Below are 22,063 nucleotides of genomic sequence, written 5' to 3' on the forward strand. Positions count from 1 at the left end.
CATCTGCTAATCGTTAGCAGATGCTTCTTTTATTATTTAAGACTGGATTGCAAGGTGGGGTGAAGAAAGTGGTAGGTGAATATCGACGACCGTACCTTTATTTAATTCACTTGAAATGTGTAATTTACCATGATGTTCTTCAATTATTTTGTAACACATCATTAATCCTAGCCCTGTGCCTTTTTCTTTTAAACTATAAAACGGTTCGCCTAAACGGGAGATACGCTCTTCTGGGATACCGCAACCTTCATCGATAATCCGTATTAAGATGAAATTACCCTCTAATGGTTTTGTTTGGATGAAAATATTTCCGCCATTTGGCATTGCTTCAATCGCATTTTTTAATATATTTATAAAAACTTGTTTTAATTGGTTACCGTCACATTGAATGTCATATACGTAATCAAAATGATCCATAATGATATGAACGCTATGCATAATTGCGGTTGGTAAAATAAATGTAACTACCTCTTCAATTAAAGTTTGTATGTTACAAGTTTGGATTGCTAATACTTGTGGTTTAGACATCGCCATAAATTGACTCGTGATAGATTCCATCTGTGAAATTTCACTTAACATAACATCGATATACCACTTCTGCTCCTCATTTATTTCAGGGAGTAGCAATGTTAGAAAACCTTTTAGAGAAGTGAGTGGATTTCGAATTTCATGAGCAATTCCAGCTGTCAGTTGTCCGACTACTGCCAGCTTTTCAGATTTTCGTAATAACTTTTCCGTTTCCTTTAGCTCAGTAATATCTCTTCCCATTACGATAAGACCTTTACGGGAGCCGTCAGGGTGATAGAGAGGAACTTTCGATATACTTAAGATTAGGTCGAAATCATCTCTGTGAATAATAAATTCTTCACCATGAAGAATTTGTCTTTGTTGCCATGCTAATTCATCGACTTCTTCACAATGTAAAAAAGCTTCTCGGTACGCTTCATTATATTGAATGAGTTCACTATCTTTTTTTCCGTGGTAAGGTACATGATGGAAATTGAAGCAAGAAAGTGCGTAGTCATTTGCTTCAAGCCAGCGCCCTTCATGATCTTTAAATATAACAAACGCAGGCATGGAGTTGACTAATGTACGTAACCTCTTTTCACTTTCTTTCAGCTTTTTCTCAATTCTTTCTGATTTTTCAAGAGGCTTCATAATGGCATATACGCCAGTTAGACGATTTTGGACAAAAATAGGAACTAGTTTTGTCACGACGTCTAATAAGAATCCATCTTTATGATAAATAGATAAAATATACTCTTGTTGATTATCCGCTTCCGTATTCTTTATATTTTGTAATACTTGCTCAGAAATATGAGCTTCTAAAATAGAGGTAATGCTTTTCCGCTCTAATTCTGAAGAAGTGTAACCTAGTATTCTTTCAGCAGAAGGATTAGTGTGTATAATAATTCCCTCTAAATTTAATGAAATAATACCATCAGGGTTGTGTTCGAACAGAGATGCGTACATTTCTGTTAATGAACAATCTTGTATATGGTTGCGTAAACGTCTAGAAATGTTCGGATGACGTTTTCTTTCAGTTGATGAATATTTTTTACGACTCATAATAGTTCCTCCGTACAAATAGCATCTAAAAAGATTTGTCTATTCATAACTATAATATAGATGTAATGTGTATTTCTATAAAAAATGGAAGTTATAGAATAAATTTTGTTTTCTTTATTTTTGCAAAGTGAGTGCAAGGTGATAATAAGGGGGGCTTATATTATTTTATAAATTATTTGTAAGTTACAGGAGTAGGTTTTCCTTATAACATTAGGGTAGAAGAGGAGGAGAGAAAATGAGAAATTATATTCAAGGGATCGATCATGTACAAGTAGCTGCGCCTGTAGGGTGTGAAGAAGAAGCACGAGAATTTTATGGTAAAAAAATAGGTATGGAGGAAATCCCGAAGCCAGAGGAATTAAAGAAGCGTGGTGGATGTTGGTTTAAGTGTGGAAATCAAGAGATTCATATCGGAGTTGAGCAAAACTTCAATCCAGCAAAAAAGGCGCATCCAGCTTTTTATGTTTTAAAAATTGATGAATTTAAACAAGAGTTAATAAAGCAAGGTATGGAAGTAATAGATGACCATGCACGTCCAGATGTAATTAGATTTTACGTATCAGATCCGTTCGGAAATCGAATTGAATTTATGGAAAATAAAAACTAGGTGGAAATCCACCTAGTTTTTTAACCTTTTCTAAACAATCCTAATACTTCAACCGTTTCGGTAATGTTAACGAATGCATGAGGGTCAATTTCAGAAATTGTTAATTTCATACTTGCTAATTCTTCTCGAGAAACAACGGTCATAAGTACACGTTTCTTTTCGCTAGAATAAGCACCTTCGCCATCAAGTAATGTAATTCCACGTACAACAGTTGAAAGAAGTTGTTTTTTCATTTTTTCTGCTTCATTTGTTACAATCATAAGTGTAACCTTTCGATGTTTCGTATGAATAGCATCGATAACTTTACCAGTTACATAAATGGAAAGTAAGCTTGTAAGAGCAACATCCCAAGTGAAGAAGAATCCTGCAATAATAACAACGACTGCATTTAAAATAATAAGGAATCCACCAAGTTTAATGTCTCTTTTGCGAGACAACAACATACCGATAATATCAAATCCACCAGTTGATCCATTACAGTTAAAAACAAGACCGATACCAGCTCCGGCAATGACACCACCAAAGATAGATGATAAAAGCGGATCTGTTGCGACGACTTTCACTGGAACATAGTATAATGCAACAGATAATACAATAACAGAGATAATCGTGTTAAAAATTACTTTTTTTCCAAGACCTATGTATCCTAAAATAAGGATAGGTAAGTTTAATACAAAGTTAATAATACCTGTGTTTACAGGAGTTACAATCCCTAAAATAATAGCAATTCCGCCAATTCCACTACTTAAAATTTTGTGGGGGATAAGGAAAAGATTAAAGGCAATCGCAATAATAATAGAACCAATAATAACACCAAGAAATCTGACCATCTCTTTCCCGTCCTTCACTAAAAAATTCATATTATTTCAAGATTATATATGATATTGAAAGTTTTGGGTAAAAACAGTTTATTTCGGGAAATTTGATTAATCAAAAGAATTTGAGTATTTTATCATTTGAAAGGGGATACAGTTGTGAAGATAAAAACATATCAACAGAAAAGCCCGTTGAAGCAAGAATGTGAGGATTCTTATTTTTGTAATGAAGAAAAAAAGATGTATGGTGTATGTGACGGTGCAACACCACTCGTCCCATTTCGTGATGAACAGGGACATAATGGAGCATACATCGCTTCGCATTTATTTGCAAGTTATTTTGCTTCATTACGTGAAAATCATAGTTTACCAGTTGCAGTTGCAAAAGCAAATGAAGCATTGCAAAGAAAAATGTTAGAATATAAGGTAGATACGAGAAAAAAAGAGCATTTGTGGTGCACATGTATTGCGGCAGTTCAAATAGGAGGAGAGAAAATTGAATACGCACAGTTAGGGGACTGTATGATTGTCGCAATACTTCGAAATGGAACAATACAAGTATTAACGAAAGACACAATTGAAGGAATTAACAAACGAGCAAAAAAGAAGAGAGAAGAAGATCGTAAACAAGGGTTATCTGTACTAGAAGAACATGTTTTTCAAGATGTGCGAGAACAGTTAAAATATAATCGTTATCTTGCAAATATGCAGGGCGGGTATTCCGTTGCAAACGGAATGAAAGAAGCGATACATTATTTACAGCATGGTGAATTACATATAGATGAAGTGAGCGGGATTTTTATTTGTTCAGATGGATTATTCCACCCAGATTGGTCGCTCGAACAAGCTGTTGCATATATAAGAAAGAATAGTATAAGTGAATATGTAGCAATTATCGAAAAGCTAGAAGGAGAAAAGAGAATAAGACCAGATGATAAAACAATGATGATGATTGATTTTTAAGGGAGGATGTTCAAATGGAAATTAAATGTGTTAATTTAACATTTCAAGATGAATTAGTTCCTTTAGAAAAAGTGAATAAACTGATTATCCACCATACATCCGAAGATGGATGGGATGTATATCAAACACATGAATTTCATCAAAAAGTAAGAGGGTGGAGCGGGATTGGTTACAATTATTTTATTGAAGAAGATGGAACCATAGTTGAAGGACGAGGTTTACATATTGGAGCACATGCGAAAGATAATAATAGGGATACAATTGGAATATGTATGACGGGTAATTTTGATAAATATGATCCAACCCCTGCACAAATGAATGCAGTATATTCTTTATGTAAAATATTTATGAAGCAGTTTGCTATAGAGAAAGAGAATGTACTCGGTCATAGAGAGCTAGAAGGAGTTACAAAAACTTGTCCTGGAAAGCGTTTTTCTATGGTAGAGTTAAGAAACGTACTATCATAAATATAGAGGAGTAACAAATGATGATGAATATAAAAATACCAAATGATAAAAAAGAAGCGCTAGTAGCACAAATTCAGCAATTTTTCGTTGAAGAAGATTTAGATGAAATTGGACGCTTCCAAGCAGAGCGTTTAATAGAAGAAATGATTAAATTAGTAGGACCATTTGCATACAATCAAGCAATTGGAGATGCTAGAAAGCTTGTAATAGAGAAATTATCTAATATTGAAGAAGATTTGTATGTGTTAGAGAAGAATGAAGGGAAATAAAAAAGACTAGAAATTCTAGTCTTTTTTTTATTTGATTGATAGAAAAAACATGGAGAAAACACGGGAAGGACATTGAAAATACACCTTTTGTTTTTAGAATGTTCTTAGTTTTAAAATAATTCAGAAAGGGAGAGTGTAATGAGATTAACGCCAAGAGAAATTGATAAACTGCTAGTAGTTGTTGCGGCTGATTTAGCTTATCGACGAAAGGAGAGGGGGCTTAAGTTAAACTATCCAGAAAGTATCGCTATTATTACGTATGAAATTTTGGAAGGAGCAAGAGATGGTAAAAATGTGGCGGAATTAATGGAGCTTGGAAAAAATATTTTAAGTGCTGAAGATGTTATGGATGGTATTGCAGACATGATATCAGATATTCAAGTCGAGGCAACTTTTCCTGATGGAACAAAATTAGTAACTATTCATCAACCAATTCATTAAAGGAAGTGAATGTTATGATTCCAGGGCAATATATTCTTGCGAAAGAAGACATAGTATGTAATGGAGATAAAAAAGTAACGAAAGTTAAGGTGTTAAATCAGGGAGATAGACCTATTCAAATTGGATCTCATTACCATTTTTATGAAGTGAATGAGGCATTAAAATTCGATCGTAGTGTAGTAATTGGACAACACTTAAATATTCCAGCGGGTACAGCTGTAAGATTTGAACCTGGAGATGAAAAAACGATTGAATTAGTTCCATATTCCGGGGAACAAAAAGTGTATGGATTTAAAAATAAAGTGGATGGCGATATTCAATCTTACACAAAAAGAGGGAGATAGCATGAGTTTTAAGATGTCACGTAAACAATATGCTGATTTATACGGTCCAACTACAGGAGATTCTATTCGTTTAGCGGATACACAATTATTCGCACACATTGAGCGAAATGCCACTGTATATGGTGATGAAGCTGTCTTTGGCGGAGGAAAATCAATTAGGGATGGTATGGGACAAAATTCTCAACTTACAAGGGAACAGGGGGTTGTGGATGTTGTTATTACGAATGCAATTATTATTGATTATACGGGAATATATAAAGCGGATATTGGTATAAAAGATGGGAAAATTTCAGCAATTGGTAAGAGTGGTAATCCTTCGGTTATGGATAATATTGATATCATCATTGGAACATCGACGGAAGTAATTTCTGGTGAGCGAAAAATCGTTACAGCTGGAGGTATCGATACACATGTACATTTCATATCCCCACAACAAATTGATACAGCATTAGCTTCAGGTATAACAACTTTAATTGGTGGGGGAACAGGACCGGCAGAAGGGACTAAGGCAACTACAATAACACCTGGATCTTGGAACTTAAGAAAAATGCTAGAAGCAGCAGAAGCTTTTCCAATAAACCTTGGATTTTTAGGGAAAGGAAATAGTTCAAGTCTACCTGCCTTGGAAGAACAAATATTTGCAGGGGCTATCGGATTGAAAATTCATGAAGATTGGGGAGCGACTTCTTCCGCAATTAATCACTCGTTACAGATTGCTGATAAATATGATATTCAAGTCGCTATTCATACCGATACGTTAAATGAATGTGGTTTTGTGGAAGAAACGATAAAAGCTATTGATAATCGTGTTATTCATACGTACCATACTGAAGGGGCTGGAGGTGGGCATGCACCAGATATTATAAAGATTGCTGCACTAAATAATATTTTACCATCTTCAACGAACCCGACCTTGCCATATACAGTGAATACGCTGGATGAACATTTAGATATGCTTATGGTATGTCATCATTTAAAAGCCAATATTCCAGAAGATGTAATGTTTGCAGATTCAAGAATTCGAAAAGAAACAATTGCGGCAGAGGATATTTTGCAAGATTTAGGGGTTTTCAGCATGATTAGCTCTGACTCACAGGCGATGGGAAGGGTTGGAGAGGTTATTATTCGCAATTGGCAAACCGCCGATAAAATGAAAAAGCAGATTGGTAGTTTAGAGGGAGATAAAGAATATAACGATAATAATAGAATTCAACGCTATATAGCGAAGTATACAATTAATCCAGCTATTACACATGGGATTTCAGAATATGTCGGCTCTATTGAAGTAGGAAAGTACGCTGACCTTGTAATATGGGATCCGCAATTTTTTGGTGTTAAGCCAGATATGGTTTTGAAAAACGGGATGGTGGTGATGGCATTAATGGGAGACGAGAATGCTTCGATTCCTACACCACAACCATATTATGAAAAAAAGATGTTTGGTGCATATGGAAAAGCAGTACAGTCCAGTTCGATTACATTTGTATCGAAAGTAGCTTATGAGAATAATATTAAAGACAAATTAGGTTTAAATAAAGTTGTATTACCTGTTAAAAATACGAGAGAGATTTCGAAGCAAGATATGAAGCTAAATAATGCAACACCAGAAATTGAAGTGGATCCGCAGACATATGAAGTTAAAGTTGATGGAAAAGTAATCACGTGTGAAGCAGTAGATGTACTACCTATGGCTCAAAGATATTTTTTATTTTGATATAACGGGGGAGATAAAATGATTATTGAAAAAATTAATAACAACGTATGCAATATGGATGATTTTTCAAATACAAAAAAGCATCTTGATAAAATATTGATTTCTAGTGAGCTTTTACTAAAGAGGGTTCAGAAACTATATTCAGAATCTGGTTTTGAAATTGGGGTGTCTTTAGGTAGTGGAGAAACATTAAAGAACGGTGATATTTTATATGAAGATGAAAATCGAATTGTATATATTGAAGTATTACCAGAAGAAGTAATTGTAATTACTCCAACATCAATAAAAGAAATGGGAATTATTGCTCATAACTTAGGCAATAGACATTTACCAGCACAATTCGATGAAGGGTGCATGATTTTGGCGAATGACTACTTAGTAGAAGATTTACTTAAAAAGGAAGGTGTTCCTTATCAAAAAGAAAATAGAGTATTACCAAAACCGTTCAAGCATGCTTCACACAAACATATTTAACCTACTTAACCTACTCCAAATTAGTGATTCTAACTTCCCAACAGGAAGTTTTAGTCACTCTTTTGGATTAGAAACGTTTATTCAAGAGGGACAAGTTACAAATAAAGCCGGATTTTTCAAATGGATGAATCGATATATAAAAGTGCAATTAACATACACGGACGGCTTAATTTGCAAATATACTTACGAAGCAATTAAGAATAATGAGGGAGAACAAATTATATTTTTAGATGATTTAATAACAGCACAAACATTGCCTTTTGAATGTAGAAAAGCAAATAGAATGATTAGTAAAAGTACTTCTAAATTATTGTGTGAATTGTTTTCATTTGTAAATTTAAATATATATAAAGAAAATATTATAGGTAATAAATTACAAGGTCATCCGAGTATCGTATATGGAATATTAGGAGCGGAATTGAAAATGACAATAGAAGAAACCCTCTTAGTTTTCTTATACTCAAGTGTTGGAAGTATAATTCAAAACGGTGTGAGAGCCATTCCTCTTGGACAAACAGACGGTCAAAAACTATTACAAGAATGTCATGGATTAATCTGTGAATCTATTGATAGAATTCAAATACTTTCATTAGATGATTTTGGATTGAATGATCCTGAATTCGAAATAAATCAAATGCAACATGAAGATGTAAATGTAAGGGTCTTCATGTCATAGGGAGGAAAAATAAAATGATAAAGCCTATTAAAATTGGTATCGGTGGCCCGGTAGGTGCTGGGAAAACAATGTTAGTTGAAAAGTTAACAAAACATCTAAATACAGATTATGAAATTGCAGCAATTACAAACGATATTTATACGAAAGAAGATGCAAAGATTTTATTGAAAACAGGTGTTTTACCAGAAGATAGAATTATTGGTGTAGAGACAGGAGGGTGTCCACATACAGCAATTCGAGAGGACGCTTCTATGAATTTTGAAGCAATTGAAGAACTCATGATTAGACATAATAATTTAGATATTATTTTTATTGAAAGTGGGGGTGATAATTTAGCTGCCACATTTAGTCCGGAGCTAGTGGATTTTTCAATTTATATTATTGATGTGGCGCAGGGAGAAAAGATTCCACGGAAAGGTGGGCAAGGAATGATTAAATCTGATGTATTTGTAATTAATAAAACGGATTTGGCACCTTATGTAGGGGCAGATCTTGGAGTTATGGAGCAGGATACAAAACATTACCGACATAATAAACCATACTTTTTTACAAATTTGAAGGATGAGGAAGGTTTACAAGAATTAATAAATTGGATGCGACAAAACATTATGTTAGAAGGATTGAAAAAATGAAATCTCCTACAGGTGTCTTAAACATTGATGTGATGGAAAAGAGAGATAAAACCGTACCTATTAAGGTTTATCATAAAGATGCCTTAAAAGTAACGCAGCCGATATATTTGGACAAGTATGGTAGAGCATATTACTATATTATGAATTCTGGTGGAGGCTATTTAAAAGGAGATTTCTATTCTATAAATATAAATGTTGGTAAAGATGCGAAAACATATATAACAAGCCAATCCGCAACGAAAGTTTACAAGACTCCAAATAGTTATGCTTTGCAAGAATTGAATTTTTATATTGGTCAGAATGCTGCTATGGAATATCTACCAGACCCGTTAATTATGTACAAGGACGCAGCATATAAGCAAAAAACAAATATATATATGCAAAATAATTCTACATTGATTTTATGTGATTCAGTTACGCCTGGCTGGTCGCCGAATATGGAGAAGTTCACATACCAATATTTTGATTCGCTAACAAAAATATATATGGAAAATAAACTTGTAGTATATGATCATTTATTGCTAAACCCTTTTAAAGAGTCATTAGATCAAATGGGAATATTAAATCAATATTCCCATTATGGTACTTTCATAGTTATTAATGAGAACGTTACAAATGACTTAATTGCAGCATTAAAAACATCGTTTTCTAACACTAACAATATGAAGATTGGAATAGCTTCTACGACATGTAAAGGCTTTGTCATACGCATACTTAGTCATAATACAGAGGATATGGAGTCTATATTTTTTCAGTGTCATCGTTTTGTTAGAGAAAATTGTCTGCATGAAGAATTAACATCCTATCGAAAATATTAAGTAGGAGAAGGGGATACTATGACTAATGTGGGATTATTATTTGTTGGTGCAGTTCTATTTATGAATTCACTAGCAGCTTTTAAACTCATTGATAGCAAAAGTGTAGGGTACTTTAATTTATTTGTAGGGGCACTACAAACTTTGACACCATTATATTTATTATTTACAGGAAGTCAATCCGATGAGTGGACTATCCTATCTAATGGAACTATCTTTTTATTTGGTTTTACTTATTTATATGTTGGTCTTACAAATATACTAAAACTTGATTCTTCAGGTGTAGGTTACTATTCTCTTTGGGTTGCTATCATTGCAACGGTTATGGGAATAGTGAATCAATTACATGAGAGTGGAGGCCTACAAAGTACAATAATTTGGTTCTTTTGGGCATTCCTTTGGTTTTTATTTTTCCTGCAAGATGGGTTGAAAAAGAAGATTCATATTTATGTAGGAATTGTATGCTTCGTTGAATCTTGGATTACTGCAACAGTACCAGCTCTGTTAACACTTACAAATCATACAGATGTGTTAAATAATTTTGTAATTATTTTAGCGACTATTATAACGATCGTAGTTTTTATTATGGCACTTTTCGTTTTCAAAAGTATTCAATTTAAAGTAGAAAGGGCTAGTAACTATGTGGAAAAGTGAACTGAAGAAGGCAACTAAATTTTTTGTTATTATTATATTTCTTCATGTGCTTGGGATTCTCTTATTATTACCAGCACTGTATAAAGGTAATAGCATAATTGGAATGGCTATTATTGCATATTCTTTAGGATTGCGTCATGCGTTTGATAGTGATCATATTGTCGCAATTGATAATACTGTTCGGAAATTAATTGAAAAAGGTAAAAACTCACAGGGGGTGGGATTTTACTTCTCATTAGGACACTCTACAGTAGTATTTGTGATGATTGTATTAATTGCTTTAATTGGAAAAACGGCAAAACATGGAATGGAGAGTTTTTCTACTATAGGCGGTATTATTGGTACAATCGTTTCTAGCACATTCCTTATTATTATCGGTCTTACCAATCTGTTGTATCTTATTAAAGTGTTACGGAGCCAAGAAGATACGCAACCAGAAAACTTAGGGTTTATATATCGTTTCGCACAACGTTTATTTAGTTTTATTAATAGTCAGAAGCAATTGTATATGATCGGTTTTTTATTTGGGCTCGGTTTTGATACAGCAAGTGAAATTGGATTAATTGCTCTTTCTACAGTAACTGCAACAAGTCAATCTATTCCACTTGTAAGTATATTTGCTTTCCCCATTTTATTTGCTGCAGGAATGTCATTGATGGATACATTAGATAGTACATTCATGAATACGAATTATAAGTGGGCAATGGAAAATAATCGAATAAGAAATTCGTATAATGTATTAATTACCTTAATATCTGTTATAACGGCTTTTTTAATAGGGGGATATCAACTATTATCTTTGCTTATTGAAAGCTATAATTTACAGGGACCGTTTTGGAATCTCATACAGGTAGTTAATTTTGATTATTTGGGTATATGTCTTGTTGTATTCTTTATTATTTCTCTTATTGTTTTTGTTGTATGGAATAGAAATGCCTTTAAAGAGCCACTTACAAAAAGTATAGAGAAATAAAAATATATCATATGTTATGTGGTTCATTATGTATATAAAGTAAAACACGTTAGATGAAAATACATCTAACGTGTTTTTATTATTTATGCTCTTTATATTCATGTACTTTTTCTTTCACATTGCCAACCGTATCTTTAGCAGTGCCTTTAACTTTATCCCATTTTCCTTCAGCTTGTAATTTTTTATTGTCAGTTACTTTCCCGACAACTTCTTTTACTTCACCTTTTACTTTATCGATGGCGCCTTCTACTTTTTCTTTTAAACCATGATCATGTTTAGTCATACATTTCTCCTCCTTGTAGTTTGATTAGAATTTTCTTTTCATATTGCAAGTTGAATGATGTATCTAATAATAGCGTAACAAATACAGTTTGAATATTCAAATGATTAATGGTATAGAAAAAGAATTGTCATAGAATGTATAAAATTGTAATGCAAGGAGAAGGAATGTTAATTATATGTCTTTTGCAGTCCATATTGATTTCGTATAAGCGATTTTCATATGGGCACGTTCCATATTATTTTGACTGCCGCTACCGAACCTTGCTTGTCCGACTATTAAATGACAATTGGATTTAATAGCTGTCTCAATTCGCTTTTGAATTAAGGCAGTATGACAGCCTTTACGCTGAAATTCTGGAAAAGTAGCAGAAGCGGCTAATGAGGCAACACCGTTATTTATATAGAGAACTCCTATACTAGCAGGAGTGTTTTGAATTTCAGCTATGAAAAAATGCCATCCTGGTTTATTGTAAAGAATTTCGTTATTTTGGCGCACGCCATCTTTTGTAAAGGATGGCATGTTAAAACCACGTACATATATGTCAGCAAAAATATGAAATTCATTTTCTTTTAGTTGGCGTACTGAAATGTTAGGAGGAAGAAGGGATGGATTTTCTCTCGGTATACTATATAAAGTGGTATGGAAGCTAGATTGATAAAAACCTTTTTCAGATAAGTAATGAAATAGTTCAGCTGTACCTTGAGCGGGTGTAATTTCAAAACGACAAGGGATTTGTAGTGATTGATAATAAGAGATAATTTCATCTAACTCATCTGTATTTGTAAATGTAATACCTTTTACCGTATTAAAAGCCGGACCAGCGATTACTTTTGATGAAAAAGCAGTGGCACTACCGAACTTTTTCATTTGTACTTGCATTGGATTTCCGTTTATTGCTTGTAATAGCGTTAATCTAGAAGAGAGCATATGTATTTCTGCGTTTTCAATTTCTTGAGCTGTATTAAACGTCATAATCGTACTCATAAAGTTCCTCCGTCAATAAATATATTTCATAGTACATATACGATGTTTGTTCTGAGATTCCTGTTGAAATGTAAGAGAATAAGAGGTTTTTTGGAAGGGAAATGGAAGTGAACTGTCGAAGGGAGTAGAAACAGATTAAAGGTGGTGCTCTCATGAAACAGAAAGACGTGCAGACATGCTCTAATTGTGGTTCTCAAAATATAGGAGAAGGTGAGTTTGTCGGTTATGCACAAATACGGAAAAAGGAGACGATGTTCACATCTTCACCGGTAGATGCTTATATTTGTACAGATTGCGGGAATGTCCTTTTATTAAAAGTACGACATTATGAAAAGTTTAAGCAGAAGCCGTTATGATTATTGAGAAGTGGTTTTATTAGAGAAATTAATAGGAGTAATATTTTACATATATATGAATACGCCTTATATAAAGAGATGACAACATATACTGTGTGGGATGCTTATTAATCGTTGCACAACATGCAAAAATGTATAGAAGAAATTGTGAATTAATATGAGAAAGAAAATTAGCCCTTCTTGGAATATTTCATATTAAAAACTCCTTTAAATGAATAAGGGAGTTTTTTATTTTTTTATAACAATAATTACCTTTAATTGTTATAATTGGTTATTAAGGGAGAATGATTTATTAACGCCACAATCTTAGAAGAAAAATAGCTAAATCGTATATAAAACCGCTATATAACACAATCGCAACCGTAAGTTGACAAAGTGCAACCACAGGAAGATAGAGATAAGTGCAATGTTTACATACAATTTAGGTAAGAAAACAAAGGGGGACACACAAATGGGATTTGGTGAGAAGCTTTTTAAATTAAGAAAAGAAAAAGGTCTTTCTCAAGAAGCATTAGCCGAGAAATTAAACACAACAAGGCAAGCGGTTAGTAAATGGGAAAACGGTCAAGGTTTTCCTGAAACTGAAAAGTTAATAATGATTGGAAATGTATTTGAAGTATCACTTGATTATTTATTAAAGGAAACTGCTGAGCAAAGTAATGAAAATGTAGATGGATATTACGTAAGTCAGGAAATGGCAGAAGGGTATGTAGTGTATGGACAAAAAATTTCTAAATATATTGCGTTAGGATTTAGTTTGCTCATTTTATCGACAATACCGTATTTATTATTTAAAGAAAATGCAACAATGTCGACATTCCTTGTCATTATTATTGCTGTTCTTGGAATTGGAGCAATGATGGTACCTGCAACGATAGAAGAGAGTCGATACAATGTATTGAAAAAAGAAGAACTATTATTTGATCAAAACTTTCTAAAAGAATTGACAAAAAGATATGCGGTTATTAAGAAAAAGTATGCAGCAGTAATGATCATTGGATTTTGTTTTATAGCCGCAGGCGCAATACCGTTTGTGTTTGAGAAAAAGCATATCACTTCAGGAGAATTAGTGCAGTATTACCCTTACTGTGTTGTACTTATTGCAATTGGAGTCTATCTTTTTGTTCGTGTGTTAGGAGTATTAGAGGTGTATCGAATTTTAGTAGAAAATAAAGAATATAGTAATCGTCTTATTTTTAAACTGAAAAAGAAAGTGAGAGAAAAAGTGGATAATTTTTAATAGGAAAAAACATACTTTTATGAAAAGTTAAGATAGGAGTGTAATGATGTCAAATCTTCTAGAAATTGAAAATTTAAGTAAATCATTTGGAAACAAAGTTGTTTTAAGAGATGTTTCTTTCAATGTGCCGTCTGGATCAATTGTTGGATTCATTGGTGACAATGGGGCAGGGAAATCAACAACTTTTAAAACAGTACTACAATTAATTTCTAAAGATAGTGGTACAGTCAAAATATTTGGTAAAGAAAATATAAATAAAGATGCCAAGAATAAGGGGAAGATTGGAGTCGTATTTGATGCTATGAATCTCCCGGCTCATCTTACAATAAAACAACTAAATAAGGTTTTTGAAAAGATGTTTGACTCTTGGGATAGAGAAAATTTTTACCGATTAGTTCATTCTTTCTCTTTACCTATTTATGAAAAAGTAGGTAGGTTTTCCCGTGGAATGTCGATGAAAGTATCTATAGCTGTTGCATTATCACATAATGCCAAATTATTAATTCTAGATGAAGCGACGGGAGGTCTTGATCCTTCATCTAGGGAGCAGGTGTTAGAGGAATTAAAAAGTTTTGTGAATAAAAGTAATGGTGGTATATTACTTTCTTCACATATTATGAGTGATGTAGAAAAAATAGCTAGTCACCTTATTGTGATAAAAGATGGAGAAATTTTATTGAATGAAGAAAAGGATAAGGTTTTAGACAATTATGCCATTGTAGATGTTGATGAGGAACAACTAACTTTAATCAACAAAGATATAGTTGTGGTGAAAAGGAATAATGGTTCTTATTTCAATGTACTTGTATCAGATGTGCATAAACTACCAAATGGGATTGCTCATAGAACCATTTCGATAGAAGAAATAAGTGTTTTATTAACAAGGAGTGAAAAATAAATGAAAGGTTTATTATTGACAAACTATTATCTAGTGTATCGAACTTTCTTTACGTTCATGGGGATAGCGATATTAGGATCGGGATTTGTTTTTTATTTTGGTAATGCTTCAATGTACCGTTTAATTGCTACATTCATTATCTTATTTGCTGCAATTCCTGCACTTGAAGTTATTAAGTATGAGAGTAAGTCGGGTTATGAAAAATATGTACTTACTTTACCGATTACTAGAAATAACATTGTGCAAAGTCACTACCTTTTCTATTTTATAGTTGTAATTATTGGTACTTTATTATCGTATAGCATATTTTACGTACATGCTTCAGTTTCAGATACGCCAATTGATGATGATATATTTAAGAGTGTTTCTTTAGGGACGTTCATCATCCTTAATGCCGGAGCAATAGCCTATCCACTCCTCTATATTTTTGGAGCAGAAAAATCTGATGCTATTACAATTGGAGGCGCATGTGGGGGACTTGTTATTTATTTTGGATTACAAAGTGTAATTGGCTATTTAATAGAACAATTTCCAATATCAAATTTAAATTTATCTGTATACGTTTCAATTCTATATACAATATTTGGCGTTATCATATATATCTTTTCTTTTGTTATTTCGGTATTTATATATCGTAAGAAGGAATTTTAGTATATTTTTTCTTAGTATTTTCTGAATTATTTCCAAAGAAATAATTCAGAAAATACAGAAAAATGTCGTAATTATTTACGAGAGTCTGTTATAATAAACGAAAAATAAAAACGCTTTAAAGGGGGATATAACCAATATGATGATGAATGTACCGCTAACAATTAGTTCTATGATGGAAAGAGCAGAAAAATTGTTTTCAAAGAAAGAAATTGTTTCACGGACACATGATACAATTACGACGTTAACGTATAAGCAGTTAGGTGAAAGGACGAGAAGGCTTTCCAGTGCGTTAAAAAAGTTAGGAATTAAGGAAGGCGAGCGTATAGGAACGTTAGCGTGGAATCATCATCGACATGTGGAAGCGTATTTTGCTATTCCAGGTATTGCTTCTGTTTTGCACACAATTAATGTTCGTTTATCCCCTCAACATATTTCATATATTATTCAGCACGCAGAAGATCGCATTCTACTTATAGATGAAGATCTCGTACCGCTCGTTGAAAATATTCAATCACAACTATCAGCTGTACAAGCTTACATTATTATGACTGATAAAGATGAACTTCCAAATACTACGCTAGAACCTGTATATTATTATGAAAAGCTATTAGAAGAAGGCGATCCAAATTTCCAATTTGTAAAAGATATTGATGAAAACACACCTGCTGGTATGTGTTATACGTCGGCGACTACAGGAAATCCAAAAGGTGTTGTATATACGCATCGTAGTACTGTATTGCATTGTATGGCACTTGGTTTAGCGGATACAGCTGCTTTATCGGAAAGTGATGCAGCAATGGCGATTGTACCGATGTTCCATGTGAATGCTTGGGGACTTCCTTTCGCTGCTACGTGGTTTGGATCAAAACAAGTTCTTCCAGGACCGATGTTTACGCCAAAAATTTTATTAGAAATGATCCAATCTGAAAAAGTGACGTTAGCTGCTGGTGTGCCGACAATTTGGCTTGGTGTATTACAAGAGTTAGAAAATAATAGTTACGATTTATCTAGTATGACGAGAATACTATGTGGTGGTGCAGCTGCACCGAAAAGTGTTATTAAAGCATTTGAACAGAAACATAATGTTCCTTTCATCCATGCATATGGTATGACGGAAACGAGCCCACTCGTAACACTTGCGCGTTTAAAAAGTTATGAAACAGAATTATCGTATGAAGAGCAATTAGAAATTCGATCAAAACAAGGGTATCTTGTACCTGGTGTAGAGATGAAAGTAGTCGGTACAAATGGTGAAGTGAAGTGGGATGGTACAGAGATGGGAGAACTTTGTTTACGAGCACCATGGATCGCTGAAAGCTATTATAACGATGAGCGTACTGTCGAAGGTTTTCGTGATGGATGGTTATATACAGGAGATGTTGTCACAGTCGATGAGGAAGGTTGCGTGAAAATTGTTGACCGTACGAAAGATGTTATTAAAAGCGGAGGCGAGTGGATTTCTTCAGTTGACCTTGAAAATGCTTTAATGGCACATGATGCTATATTTGAAGCAGCTGTCGTTGCCGTTCCTCATCCGCAGTGGCAAGAGCGACCAGTTGCCTGCGTTGTTCAAAAGAAAAATAGTACAGTAACAAAAGAAGAAATATATGCGTTTTTAAAACCGCAGTTTGCAAAGTGGTGGTTGCCAGACGATATTGTATTTATGGACGAAATACCGAAAACATCTGTTGGGAAGTTTTTAAAACAAGCGCTTCGGAAAGAACTTGAGCATTTGCATAAAGGGAAATAATGGAATTTATATTTGTAAACCTATTATAAAAACAAGTTGACAAACTCTAGATAGAAATATAATATAACTTTTATAATATGTTATCTGAAAAACGTTTTTAGTTTACAAATAGGAGAAGCAAATATGAATACAAAAAACTTAGTTTTCGTCGCTTTATTTAGTTCTATTATGGGAGTGTTAGGATTAATTCCTCCAATTGCTCTTTCTATTACACCAGTTCCAATTACATTACAATCACTTGGTGTTATGCTTGCTGGTGGACTATTAGGATCACGTCTTGGTGCATTAAGTCAACTTGTTTTCTTACTTATAGTAGGAGTTGGAGCACCATTACTTGCTGGTGGACGTGGTGGCTTTGGTGTATTTGTTGGGCCAAGTGCAGGATATTTACTTGGTTATATTGTTGGAGCGTTTGTCATTGGTTATTTAATTGAGCGTTTACGTGAAGTTTCTATAATAAAAGTATTATGCATTAATATAATTGGTGGTATTTTCGTAGTTTATGTGTTTGGTATCACTGTACAAGCTTTCTTAATGGATGTTTCTGTATGGGAAACGATGAAAGTAAGTGCTGTGTTCTTACCAGGGGATTGTATAAAAGCAATTATTGCAGCAGTTCTTGTAACAAAATTACATCGTTCATTGAAACATATTATTACGCCTGCTTTAAAGAGTGGGAAATATACAAATGCGGGATAAAAAAGAGAAGAAACACGTTCATTGCGTGTTTCTTTTTATTATTTTTAAGAGAAAGGACGTCTCATATGGGGATTACAAAAGAATATAAAAAGCATGCCTCTGTACAACCGAATAAAATAGCAATAAAGGAAAATGATCGAGTTTTAACATATAAAGAGTGGTTTGAGTCAGTGTGTAAAGTAGCAAACTGGTTGGATGAAAAAAAGTCAAAGAATAAAACGATAGCAATTGTATTAGAAAATCGTATCGAGTTTTTACAACTATTTGCAGGTGCTGCTATGGCCGGATGGGTTTGTGTGCCATTAGATATAAAATGGAAAAAGGATGAGCTAAAGGAAAGACTAGTAATCAGTAATCCGGATATGATTGTGACGGAACGATATAAGTTGAATGATATATCGGGAGGGGAAGGAAGAGTAATTGAAATTGATGAATGGAAAAGAATGATAGAGAACGATCTGCCTGCATATTATCCTGTAGAAAATATACAAAATGCTCCGTTCTATATGGGATTTACATCAGGATCGACTGGAAAGGCAAAAGCATTTTTACGTGCACAACAATCGTGGATTCATAGCTTTGATTGTAATGTACATGACTTTCATATGAAAAAGGAAGATTCTATTTTAATAGCTGGAACGCTCGTTCATTCTCTTTTCTTATATGGGGCAATAAGTGCATTATATATAGGGCAAACGGTGTATATTATGAGAAAGTTTATTCCAAATCAAGTACTGGATAAGTTAGAAATGGAACATATTTCGGTCATGTATACAGTTCCAACAATGCTAGAATCTTTATATAAAGAAAAAAGAGTAATAGAAAATAAATTGAAAATTATTTCGTCAGGAGCGAAATGGGAAGCTGAGGCGAAAGAAAAAATAAAGAGTATATTTCCTTATGCAAAAAAATATGAATTTTATGGTGCATCTGAACTTAGTTTTGTAACATCATTAGTCGATGAAGAAAATGAAAGAAGGCCAAATTCAGTAGGAAAACCTTGTCACAATGTGCAAGTTCGAATATGTAATGGAGCAGGTGAAGAAGTGCCGAAAGGTGAGGTAGGAACTGTTTATGTGAAAAGTGATCAGTTTTTTATGGGTTACATATTAAATGGGATTTTAGTTCCAGAATTGAATGCAGATGGCTGGATGACAGTGCGAGATGTAGGCTATGAAGATGAAGAAGGCTTTATATATATTGTGGGTAGAGAAAAGAATATGATTTTATTTGGAGGAATTAATATTTTTCCAGAAGAAATAGAAAGTGTATTACATGAACATCCAGCTGTTGATGAAATAGTTGTAGTTGGTGTAAAAAATAGTTATTGGGGTGAAAAGCCTGTCGCGATCGTAAAAGGAAGTGCTACGAGGCAACAATTAATAAGTTTTTGCTTACAACGATTATCCTCGTTTAAAATACCGAAAGAATGGCATTTTGTAGATGAAATACCGTATACATACAGCGGGAAAATCGCTCGTATTGCAGCAAAAAATATGATTGGAAACCGGGAGGAGTTATATGAATAGAGCGGTTATTGTAGAAGCGAAAAGGACACCTATTGGTAAAAAGAATGGGATGTTGAAAGATTATGAAGTTCTGCAATTAGTAACGCCGCTTCTTACGTTTTTAAGTAAAGGGATTGAGAGAGAAATAGACGATGTTATATTAGGGAATGTTGTGGGACCAGGAGGGAATATTGCGAGATTATCTGCTTTAGAAGCAGGACTTGGTTATCATATCCCGGGAGTAACAATTGATCGGCAATGTGGTGCCGGATTGGAAGCGATTCGCACCGCATGTCATTTTATTCAAGGCGGAGCAGGTAATTGTTATATTGCAGGAGGAGTAGAGAGTACAAGTACGTCACCTTTTCAAAATAGAGCACGATTTTCACCAGAAACAATAGGTGATCCTGATATGGGAGTAGCGGCTGAATATGTTGCAGAACGTTATAACATCACGAGAGAAATGCAAGACGAGTATGCTTGCCTCAGTTACAAACGAACACTGCAAGCATTAGAAAAAGGATATATACATGATGAAATAATGTCTTTTAATGGATTATTAGATGAATCTATAAAGCTAGAAATGAATTATGAACGAATGATTAAAAGAACAAAACCTGCATTTTTACAAAATGGTACAGTAACGGCAGGGAATTCATGTGGTGTAAATGATGGGGCATGTGCCGTTCTTGTAATGGAAGAGCGGCAAGCTCGAAAATTAGGATACAAGCCTGTTCTTCGTTTTGTTCGCAGTGCTGTAGTTGGAGTAGATCCCAACCTTCCGGGGACTGGTCCAATATTTGCGGTGAACAAATTACTAAACGAAATGAATATGAAAGTAGAGGATACCGATTATTTTGAAATAAATGAAGCATTTGCTTCAAAAGTTGTAGCTTGTGCAAAAGAGTTACAAATTCCGTATGAAAAATTAAATGTAAATGGTGGTGCAATTGCGCTCGGTCATCCGTACGGTGCATCTGGTGCTATGCTTGTAACACGCTTGTTTTATCAGGCGAAACGAGAGCGTATGAAATATGGAATTGTGACGTTAGGAATAGGGGGCGGAATAGGGCTTGCACTATTATTTGAGAAAGTAGAAGACTAGCAAGGAACTAGTTCTCTACTTTTTGAGGAACATAAGCATTGCTACCAGGTTTTGCTTTTATTTCATTCCAAGCAGCGATTGCATCAGCTTTTGATTTCCCTTTGTTATTTGGATCTTCGAAAAAGTCGCGAGTAAAGCGATTGTATTCAAACTGCGAGCTGATAGTTGTTTTATAAGTAGGATCTTTTTTTCGTTCGTTCTCTTCATACCAAAACGTTATCGCGTCTTCATATGTTTTGCCAACGTTCTCTTTAAAAAATTTTTGAAGAGCTACTGTAAAGCGGAAGTTTGCTCCGATTTTTTTTTTGAAAAAAGCACGAACATCTTCGCTACAGCGGTGATTGTTAGTAATAATTGTTTGAAGAGAAAGGTCTTTGTAAGAGAGGGAAGTTTTCCTCGCTTTTGGACCAGAGCTGTTTTTTAATATTTTACTAGTATGTAAATAATGGGAGATACGCTCGGTTATTTCAATCTTAGAGCCACTAGCTGGTAAACCATGCTCACGACAAAATGTTTGGAGTTCTGCTTTTAACCAATAATAGTTTTGGAAATCTTCAAGTGATATAAACTTTGTTAAAGGTGGACGCATGAATGTAACAACTTCTTTCTTCCATAATTTTCTTTAATTATAAAACATATGTTCTTTTTGTGGAAGGATTAATTTGTAAATATAAAGGGAAGAGGAGATTATATATGGAAAATGTAATGCAAGTTCGTGTAACTGGAATTTTAATTGAAGATGAAAAGTTATTGCTAGTAAACCAAAAAGTAGCTAATCGCAATTGGTCTTTACCTGGGGGAAGGGTGGAGAATGGTGAAACGTTAGAAGTAGCGGTGATTCGAGAAATGAGAGAAGAAACAGGGTTAGAAGTTAAAATTAAGAAGCTACTCTATGTTTGTGATAAACCAGATGCTAGTCCATCTTTATTACATATTACGTTTCTGCTTGAAAGGATTGAAGGAGAAATTACGCTACCTTCTAATGAGTTTGATCATAATCCAATTCATGATGTGCAAATGGTACCGATTAACGAATTAAGTCATTATGGTTTTTCGGAAACTTTTATAAAATTAGTAAATGAAGGGTTTGCAAATGCAGGGAGTTATCAAGGCTTGAAACAAAATGTAGGCCTGTAAATATAGTGGAAGGATAGCCGTTAGCTATCCTTCATAAAC

Annotated in this window: 27 protein-coding genes; 22 read left to right on the forward strand and 5 right to left on the reverse strand. The window is 33.9% G+C overall.

The features are described 5' to 3' along the window. Positions 1-36: 36 nt before the first annotated feature. Positions 37-1,569 (reverse strand): BA3702 family sensor histidine kinase, encoded by a 1,533-nt coding sequence (locus tag MR079_RS07270; protein ID WP_242293770.1) that lies wholly within the window; start codon positions 1,567-1,569, stop codon positions 37-39. 235 nt (positions 1,570-1,804) lie between these two features. Here MR079_RS07270 and MR079_RS07275 point away from each other — a divergent pair, with 235 nt between their 5' ends. Beyond that, positions 1,805-2,176, forward strand: coding sequence for a VOC family protein (locus MR079_RS07275; protein ID WP_139866343.1), 372 nt, complete (start codon positions 1,805-1,807; stop codon positions 2,174-2,176). Positions 2,177-2,196: 20 nt separating this feature from the next. Here MR079_RS07275 and MR079_RS07280 read toward each other — a convergent pair whose 3' ends face one another. Next, on the reverse strand, positions 2,197-3,006 hold the full coding sequence (locus MR079_RS07280; protein ID WP_087967243.1) for a YitT family protein: 810 nt from the start codon (positions 3,004-3,006) through the stop codon (positions 2,197-2,199). Positions 3,007-3,132: 126 nt separating this feature from the next. On the opposite strand from MR079_RS07280, the gene MR079_RS07285 reads away from it, so the two are divergent. From MR079_RS07285 to MR079_RS07340, 12 genes are all read left to right on the forward strand, one after another. Beyond that, on the forward strand, positions 3,133-3,954 hold the full coding sequence (locus tag MR079_RS07285) for a protein phosphatase 2C domain-containing protein (protein ID WP_242293771.1): 822 nt from the start codon (positions 3,133-3,135) through the stop codon (positions 3,952-3,954). Between the two features lie 14 nt (positions 3,955-3,968). Then, positions 3,969-4,421 (forward strand): peptidoglycan recognition protein family protein, encoded by a 453-nt coding sequence (locus MR079_RS07290; protein WP_062821818.1) that lies wholly within the window; start codon positions 3,969-3,971, stop codon positions 4,419-4,421. Positions 4,422-4,438: 17 nt separating this feature from the next. Then, positions 4,439-4,690 carry a DUF2164 domain-containing protein gene (locus MR079_RS07295; RefSeq protein ID WP_242293772.1) on the forward strand — a complete coding sequence of 84 codons (252 nt, stop codon included), beginning with the start codon at positions 4,439-4,441 and terminating at the stop codon, positions 4,688-4,690. A 138-nt stretch (positions 4,691-4,828) separates the two neighbouring features. Then, positions 4,829-5,131 (forward strand): urease subunit gamma, encoded by a 303-nt coding sequence (locus MR079_RS07300; RefSeq protein ID WP_001241327.1) that lies wholly within the window; start codon positions 4,829-4,831, stop codon positions 5,129-5,131. Positions 5,132-5,145: 14 nt separating this feature from the next. Then, the gene (locus tag MR079_RS07305; RefSeq protein ID WP_000612159.1) at positions 5,146-5,475 is read left to right on the forward strand and encodes an urease subunit beta; all 330 of its coding nucleotides are present in this window, start codon (positions 5,146-5,148) and stop codon (positions 5,473-5,475) included. Between the two features lies 1 nt (position 5,476). Further along, on the forward strand, positions 5,477-7,189 hold the full coding sequence (gene ureC, locus MR079_RS07310) for an urease subunit alpha (protein ID WP_000008663.1): 1,713 nt from the start codon (positions 5,477-5,479) through the stop codon (positions 7,187-7,189). Positions 7,190-7,207: 18 nt separating this feature from the next. Next, positions 7,208-7,663 (forward strand): urease accessory protein UreE, encoded by a 456-nt coding sequence (locus tag MR079_RS07315; RefSeq protein ID WP_000582801.1) that lies wholly within the window; start codon positions 7,208-7,210, stop codon positions 7,661-7,663. After that, a complete protein-coding gene (locus tag MR079_RS07320; RefSeq protein WP_139866339.1) occupies positions 7,641-8,339 on the forward strand; it encodes an urease accessory protein UreF in 699 nt (232 codons plus the stop codon). Before MR079_RS07315 ends, MR079_RS07320 begins: the two co-directional genes overlap by 23 nt. A gap of 14 nt (positions 8,340-8,353) precedes the next feature. Beyond that, positions 8,354-8,971 (forward strand): urease accessory protein UreG, encoded by a 618-nt coding sequence (gene ureG / locus MR079_RS07325; RefSeq protein WP_000594924.1) that lies wholly within the window; start codon positions 8,354-8,356, stop codon positions 8,969-8,971. Then, complete coding sequence (locus MR079_RS07330) at positions 8,968-9,789, forward strand: urease accessory protein UreD (protein ID WP_000841917.1); 822 nt, start codon at positions 8,968-8,970, stop codon at positions 9,787-9,789. The genes ureG and MR079_RS07330 overlap by 4 nt, the downstream gene beginning before the upstream one ends. 18 nt (positions 9,790-9,807) lie before the next feature. Beyond that, positions 9,808-10,440 (forward strand): AmiS/UreI family transporter, encoded by a 633-nt coding sequence (locus MR079_RS07335; RefSeq protein ID WP_000185992.1) that lies wholly within the window; start codon positions 9,808-9,810, stop codon positions 10,438-10,440. Beyond that, entirely contained in the window at positions 10,427-11,413 is a 987-nt protein-coding gene (locus tag MR079_RS07340; protein WP_139866338.1) for a HoxN/HupN/NixA family nickel/cobalt transporter, read from the forward strand. Before MR079_RS07335 ends, MR079_RS07340 begins: the two co-directional genes overlap by 14 nt. Before the next feature lie 79 nt (positions 11,414-11,492). On the opposite strand, the gene MR079_RS07345 is transcribed toward MR079_RS07340, so the two are convergent. After that, positions 11,493-11,696, reverse strand: a complete 204-nt coding sequence (locus MR079_RS07345) for a CsbD family protein (protein ID WP_000160408.1) — start codon at positions 11,694-11,696, stop codon at positions 11,493-11,495. Between the two features lie 171 nt (positions 11,697-11,867). Beyond that, positions 11,868-12,680, reverse strand: a complete 813-nt coding sequence (locus MR079_RS07350; protein WP_242293773.1) for a GNAT family N-acetyltransferase — start codon at positions 12,678-12,680, stop codon at positions 11,868-11,870. A 152-nt stretch (positions 12,681-12,832) separates the two neighbouring features. Between MR079_RS07350 and MR079_RS07355 the strand changes: the two genes are divergently transcribed. The 8 genes from MR079_RS07355 to MR079_RS07390 all read left to right on the forward strand — a co-directional run bounded on the left by MR079_RS07355 (position 12,833) and on the right by MR079_RS07390 (position 20,887). Further along, positions 12,833-13,036: a hypothetical protein gene (locus MR079_RS07355; protein ID WP_000810212.1), complete on the forward strand. Its 204-nt coding sequence runs from the start codon at positions 12,833-12,835 to the stop codon at positions 13,034-13,036. 451 nt (positions 13,037-13,487) lie between these two features. Beyond that, positions 13,488-14,276: a helix-turn-helix domain-containing protein gene (locus tag MR079_RS07360; RefSeq protein ID WP_139866336.1), complete on the forward strand. Its 789-nt coding sequence runs from the start codon at positions 13,488-13,490 to the stop codon at positions 14,274-14,276. A 46-nt stretch (positions 14,277-14,322) separates the two neighbouring features. Then, positions 14,323-15,174, forward strand: a complete 852-nt coding sequence (locus tag MR079_RS07365) for an ABC transporter ATP-binding protein (RefSeq protein ID WP_242293774.1) — start codon at positions 14,323-14,325, stop codon at positions 15,172-15,174. Continuing rightward, positions 15,175-15,825 carry an ABC-2 transporter permease gene (locus MR079_RS07370; protein ID WP_242293775.1) on the forward strand — a complete coding sequence of 217 codons (651 nt, stop codon included), beginning with the start codon at positions 15,175-15,177 and terminating at the stop codon, positions 15,823-15,825. Between the two features lie 136 nt (positions 15,826-15,961). Continuing rightward, positions 15,962-17,575, forward strand: coding sequence for a long-chain fatty acid--CoA ligase (locus MR079_RS07375; protein ID WP_242293776.1), 1,614 nt, complete (start codon positions 15,962-15,964; stop codon positions 17,573-17,575). 123 nt (positions 17,576-17,698) lie between these two features. After that, positions 17,699-18,274 carry a biotin transporter BioY gene (locus MR079_RS07380; protein WP_242293777.1) on the forward strand — a complete coding sequence of 192 codons (576 nt, stop codon included), beginning with the start codon at positions 17,699-17,701 and terminating at the stop codon, positions 18,272-18,274. 65 nt (positions 18,275-18,339) lie between these two features. Beyond that, on the forward strand, positions 18,340-19,803 hold the full coding sequence (locus tag MR079_RS07385; protein ID WP_242293778.1) for an acyl-CoA synthetase: 1,464 nt from the start codon (positions 18,340-18,342) through the stop codon (positions 19,801-19,803). Beyond that, positions 19,796-20,887 carry an acetyl-CoA C-acyltransferase gene (locus MR079_RS07390; RefSeq protein ID WP_242293779.1) on the forward strand — a complete coding sequence of 364 codons (1,092 nt, stop codon included), beginning with the start codon at positions 19,796-19,798 and terminating at the stop codon, positions 20,885-20,887. The genes MR079_RS07385 and MR079_RS07390 overlap by 8 nt, the downstream gene beginning before the upstream one ends. A 7-nt stretch (positions 20,888-20,894) precedes the next feature. Here MR079_RS07390 and MR079_RS07395 read toward each other — a convergent pair whose 3' ends face one another. Beyond that, positions 20,895-21,476: a DUF6434 domain-containing protein gene (locus MR079_RS07395; protein WP_242293780.1), complete on the reverse strand. Its 582-nt coding sequence runs from the start codon at positions 21,474-21,476 to the stop codon at positions 20,895-20,897. A 104-nt stretch (positions 21,477-21,580) separates the two neighbouring features. Between MR079_RS07395 and MR079_RS07400 the strand changes: the two genes are divergently transcribed. Then, the gene (locus tag MR079_RS07400; RefSeq protein WP_139866328.1) at positions 21,581-22,024 is read left to right on the forward strand and encodes an NUDIX domain-containing protein; all 444 of its coding nucleotides are present in this window, start codon (positions 21,581-21,583) and stop codon (positions 22,022-22,024) included. The last annotated feature ends 39 nt before the right edge of the window (positions 22,025-22,063 follow it).

The organism is Bacillus cereus group sp. BfR-BA-01381, assembly GCF_022663555.1.
Lineage (GTDB): Bacteria > Bacillota > Bacilli > Bacillales > Bacillaceae_G > Bacillus_A > Bacillus_A pacificus.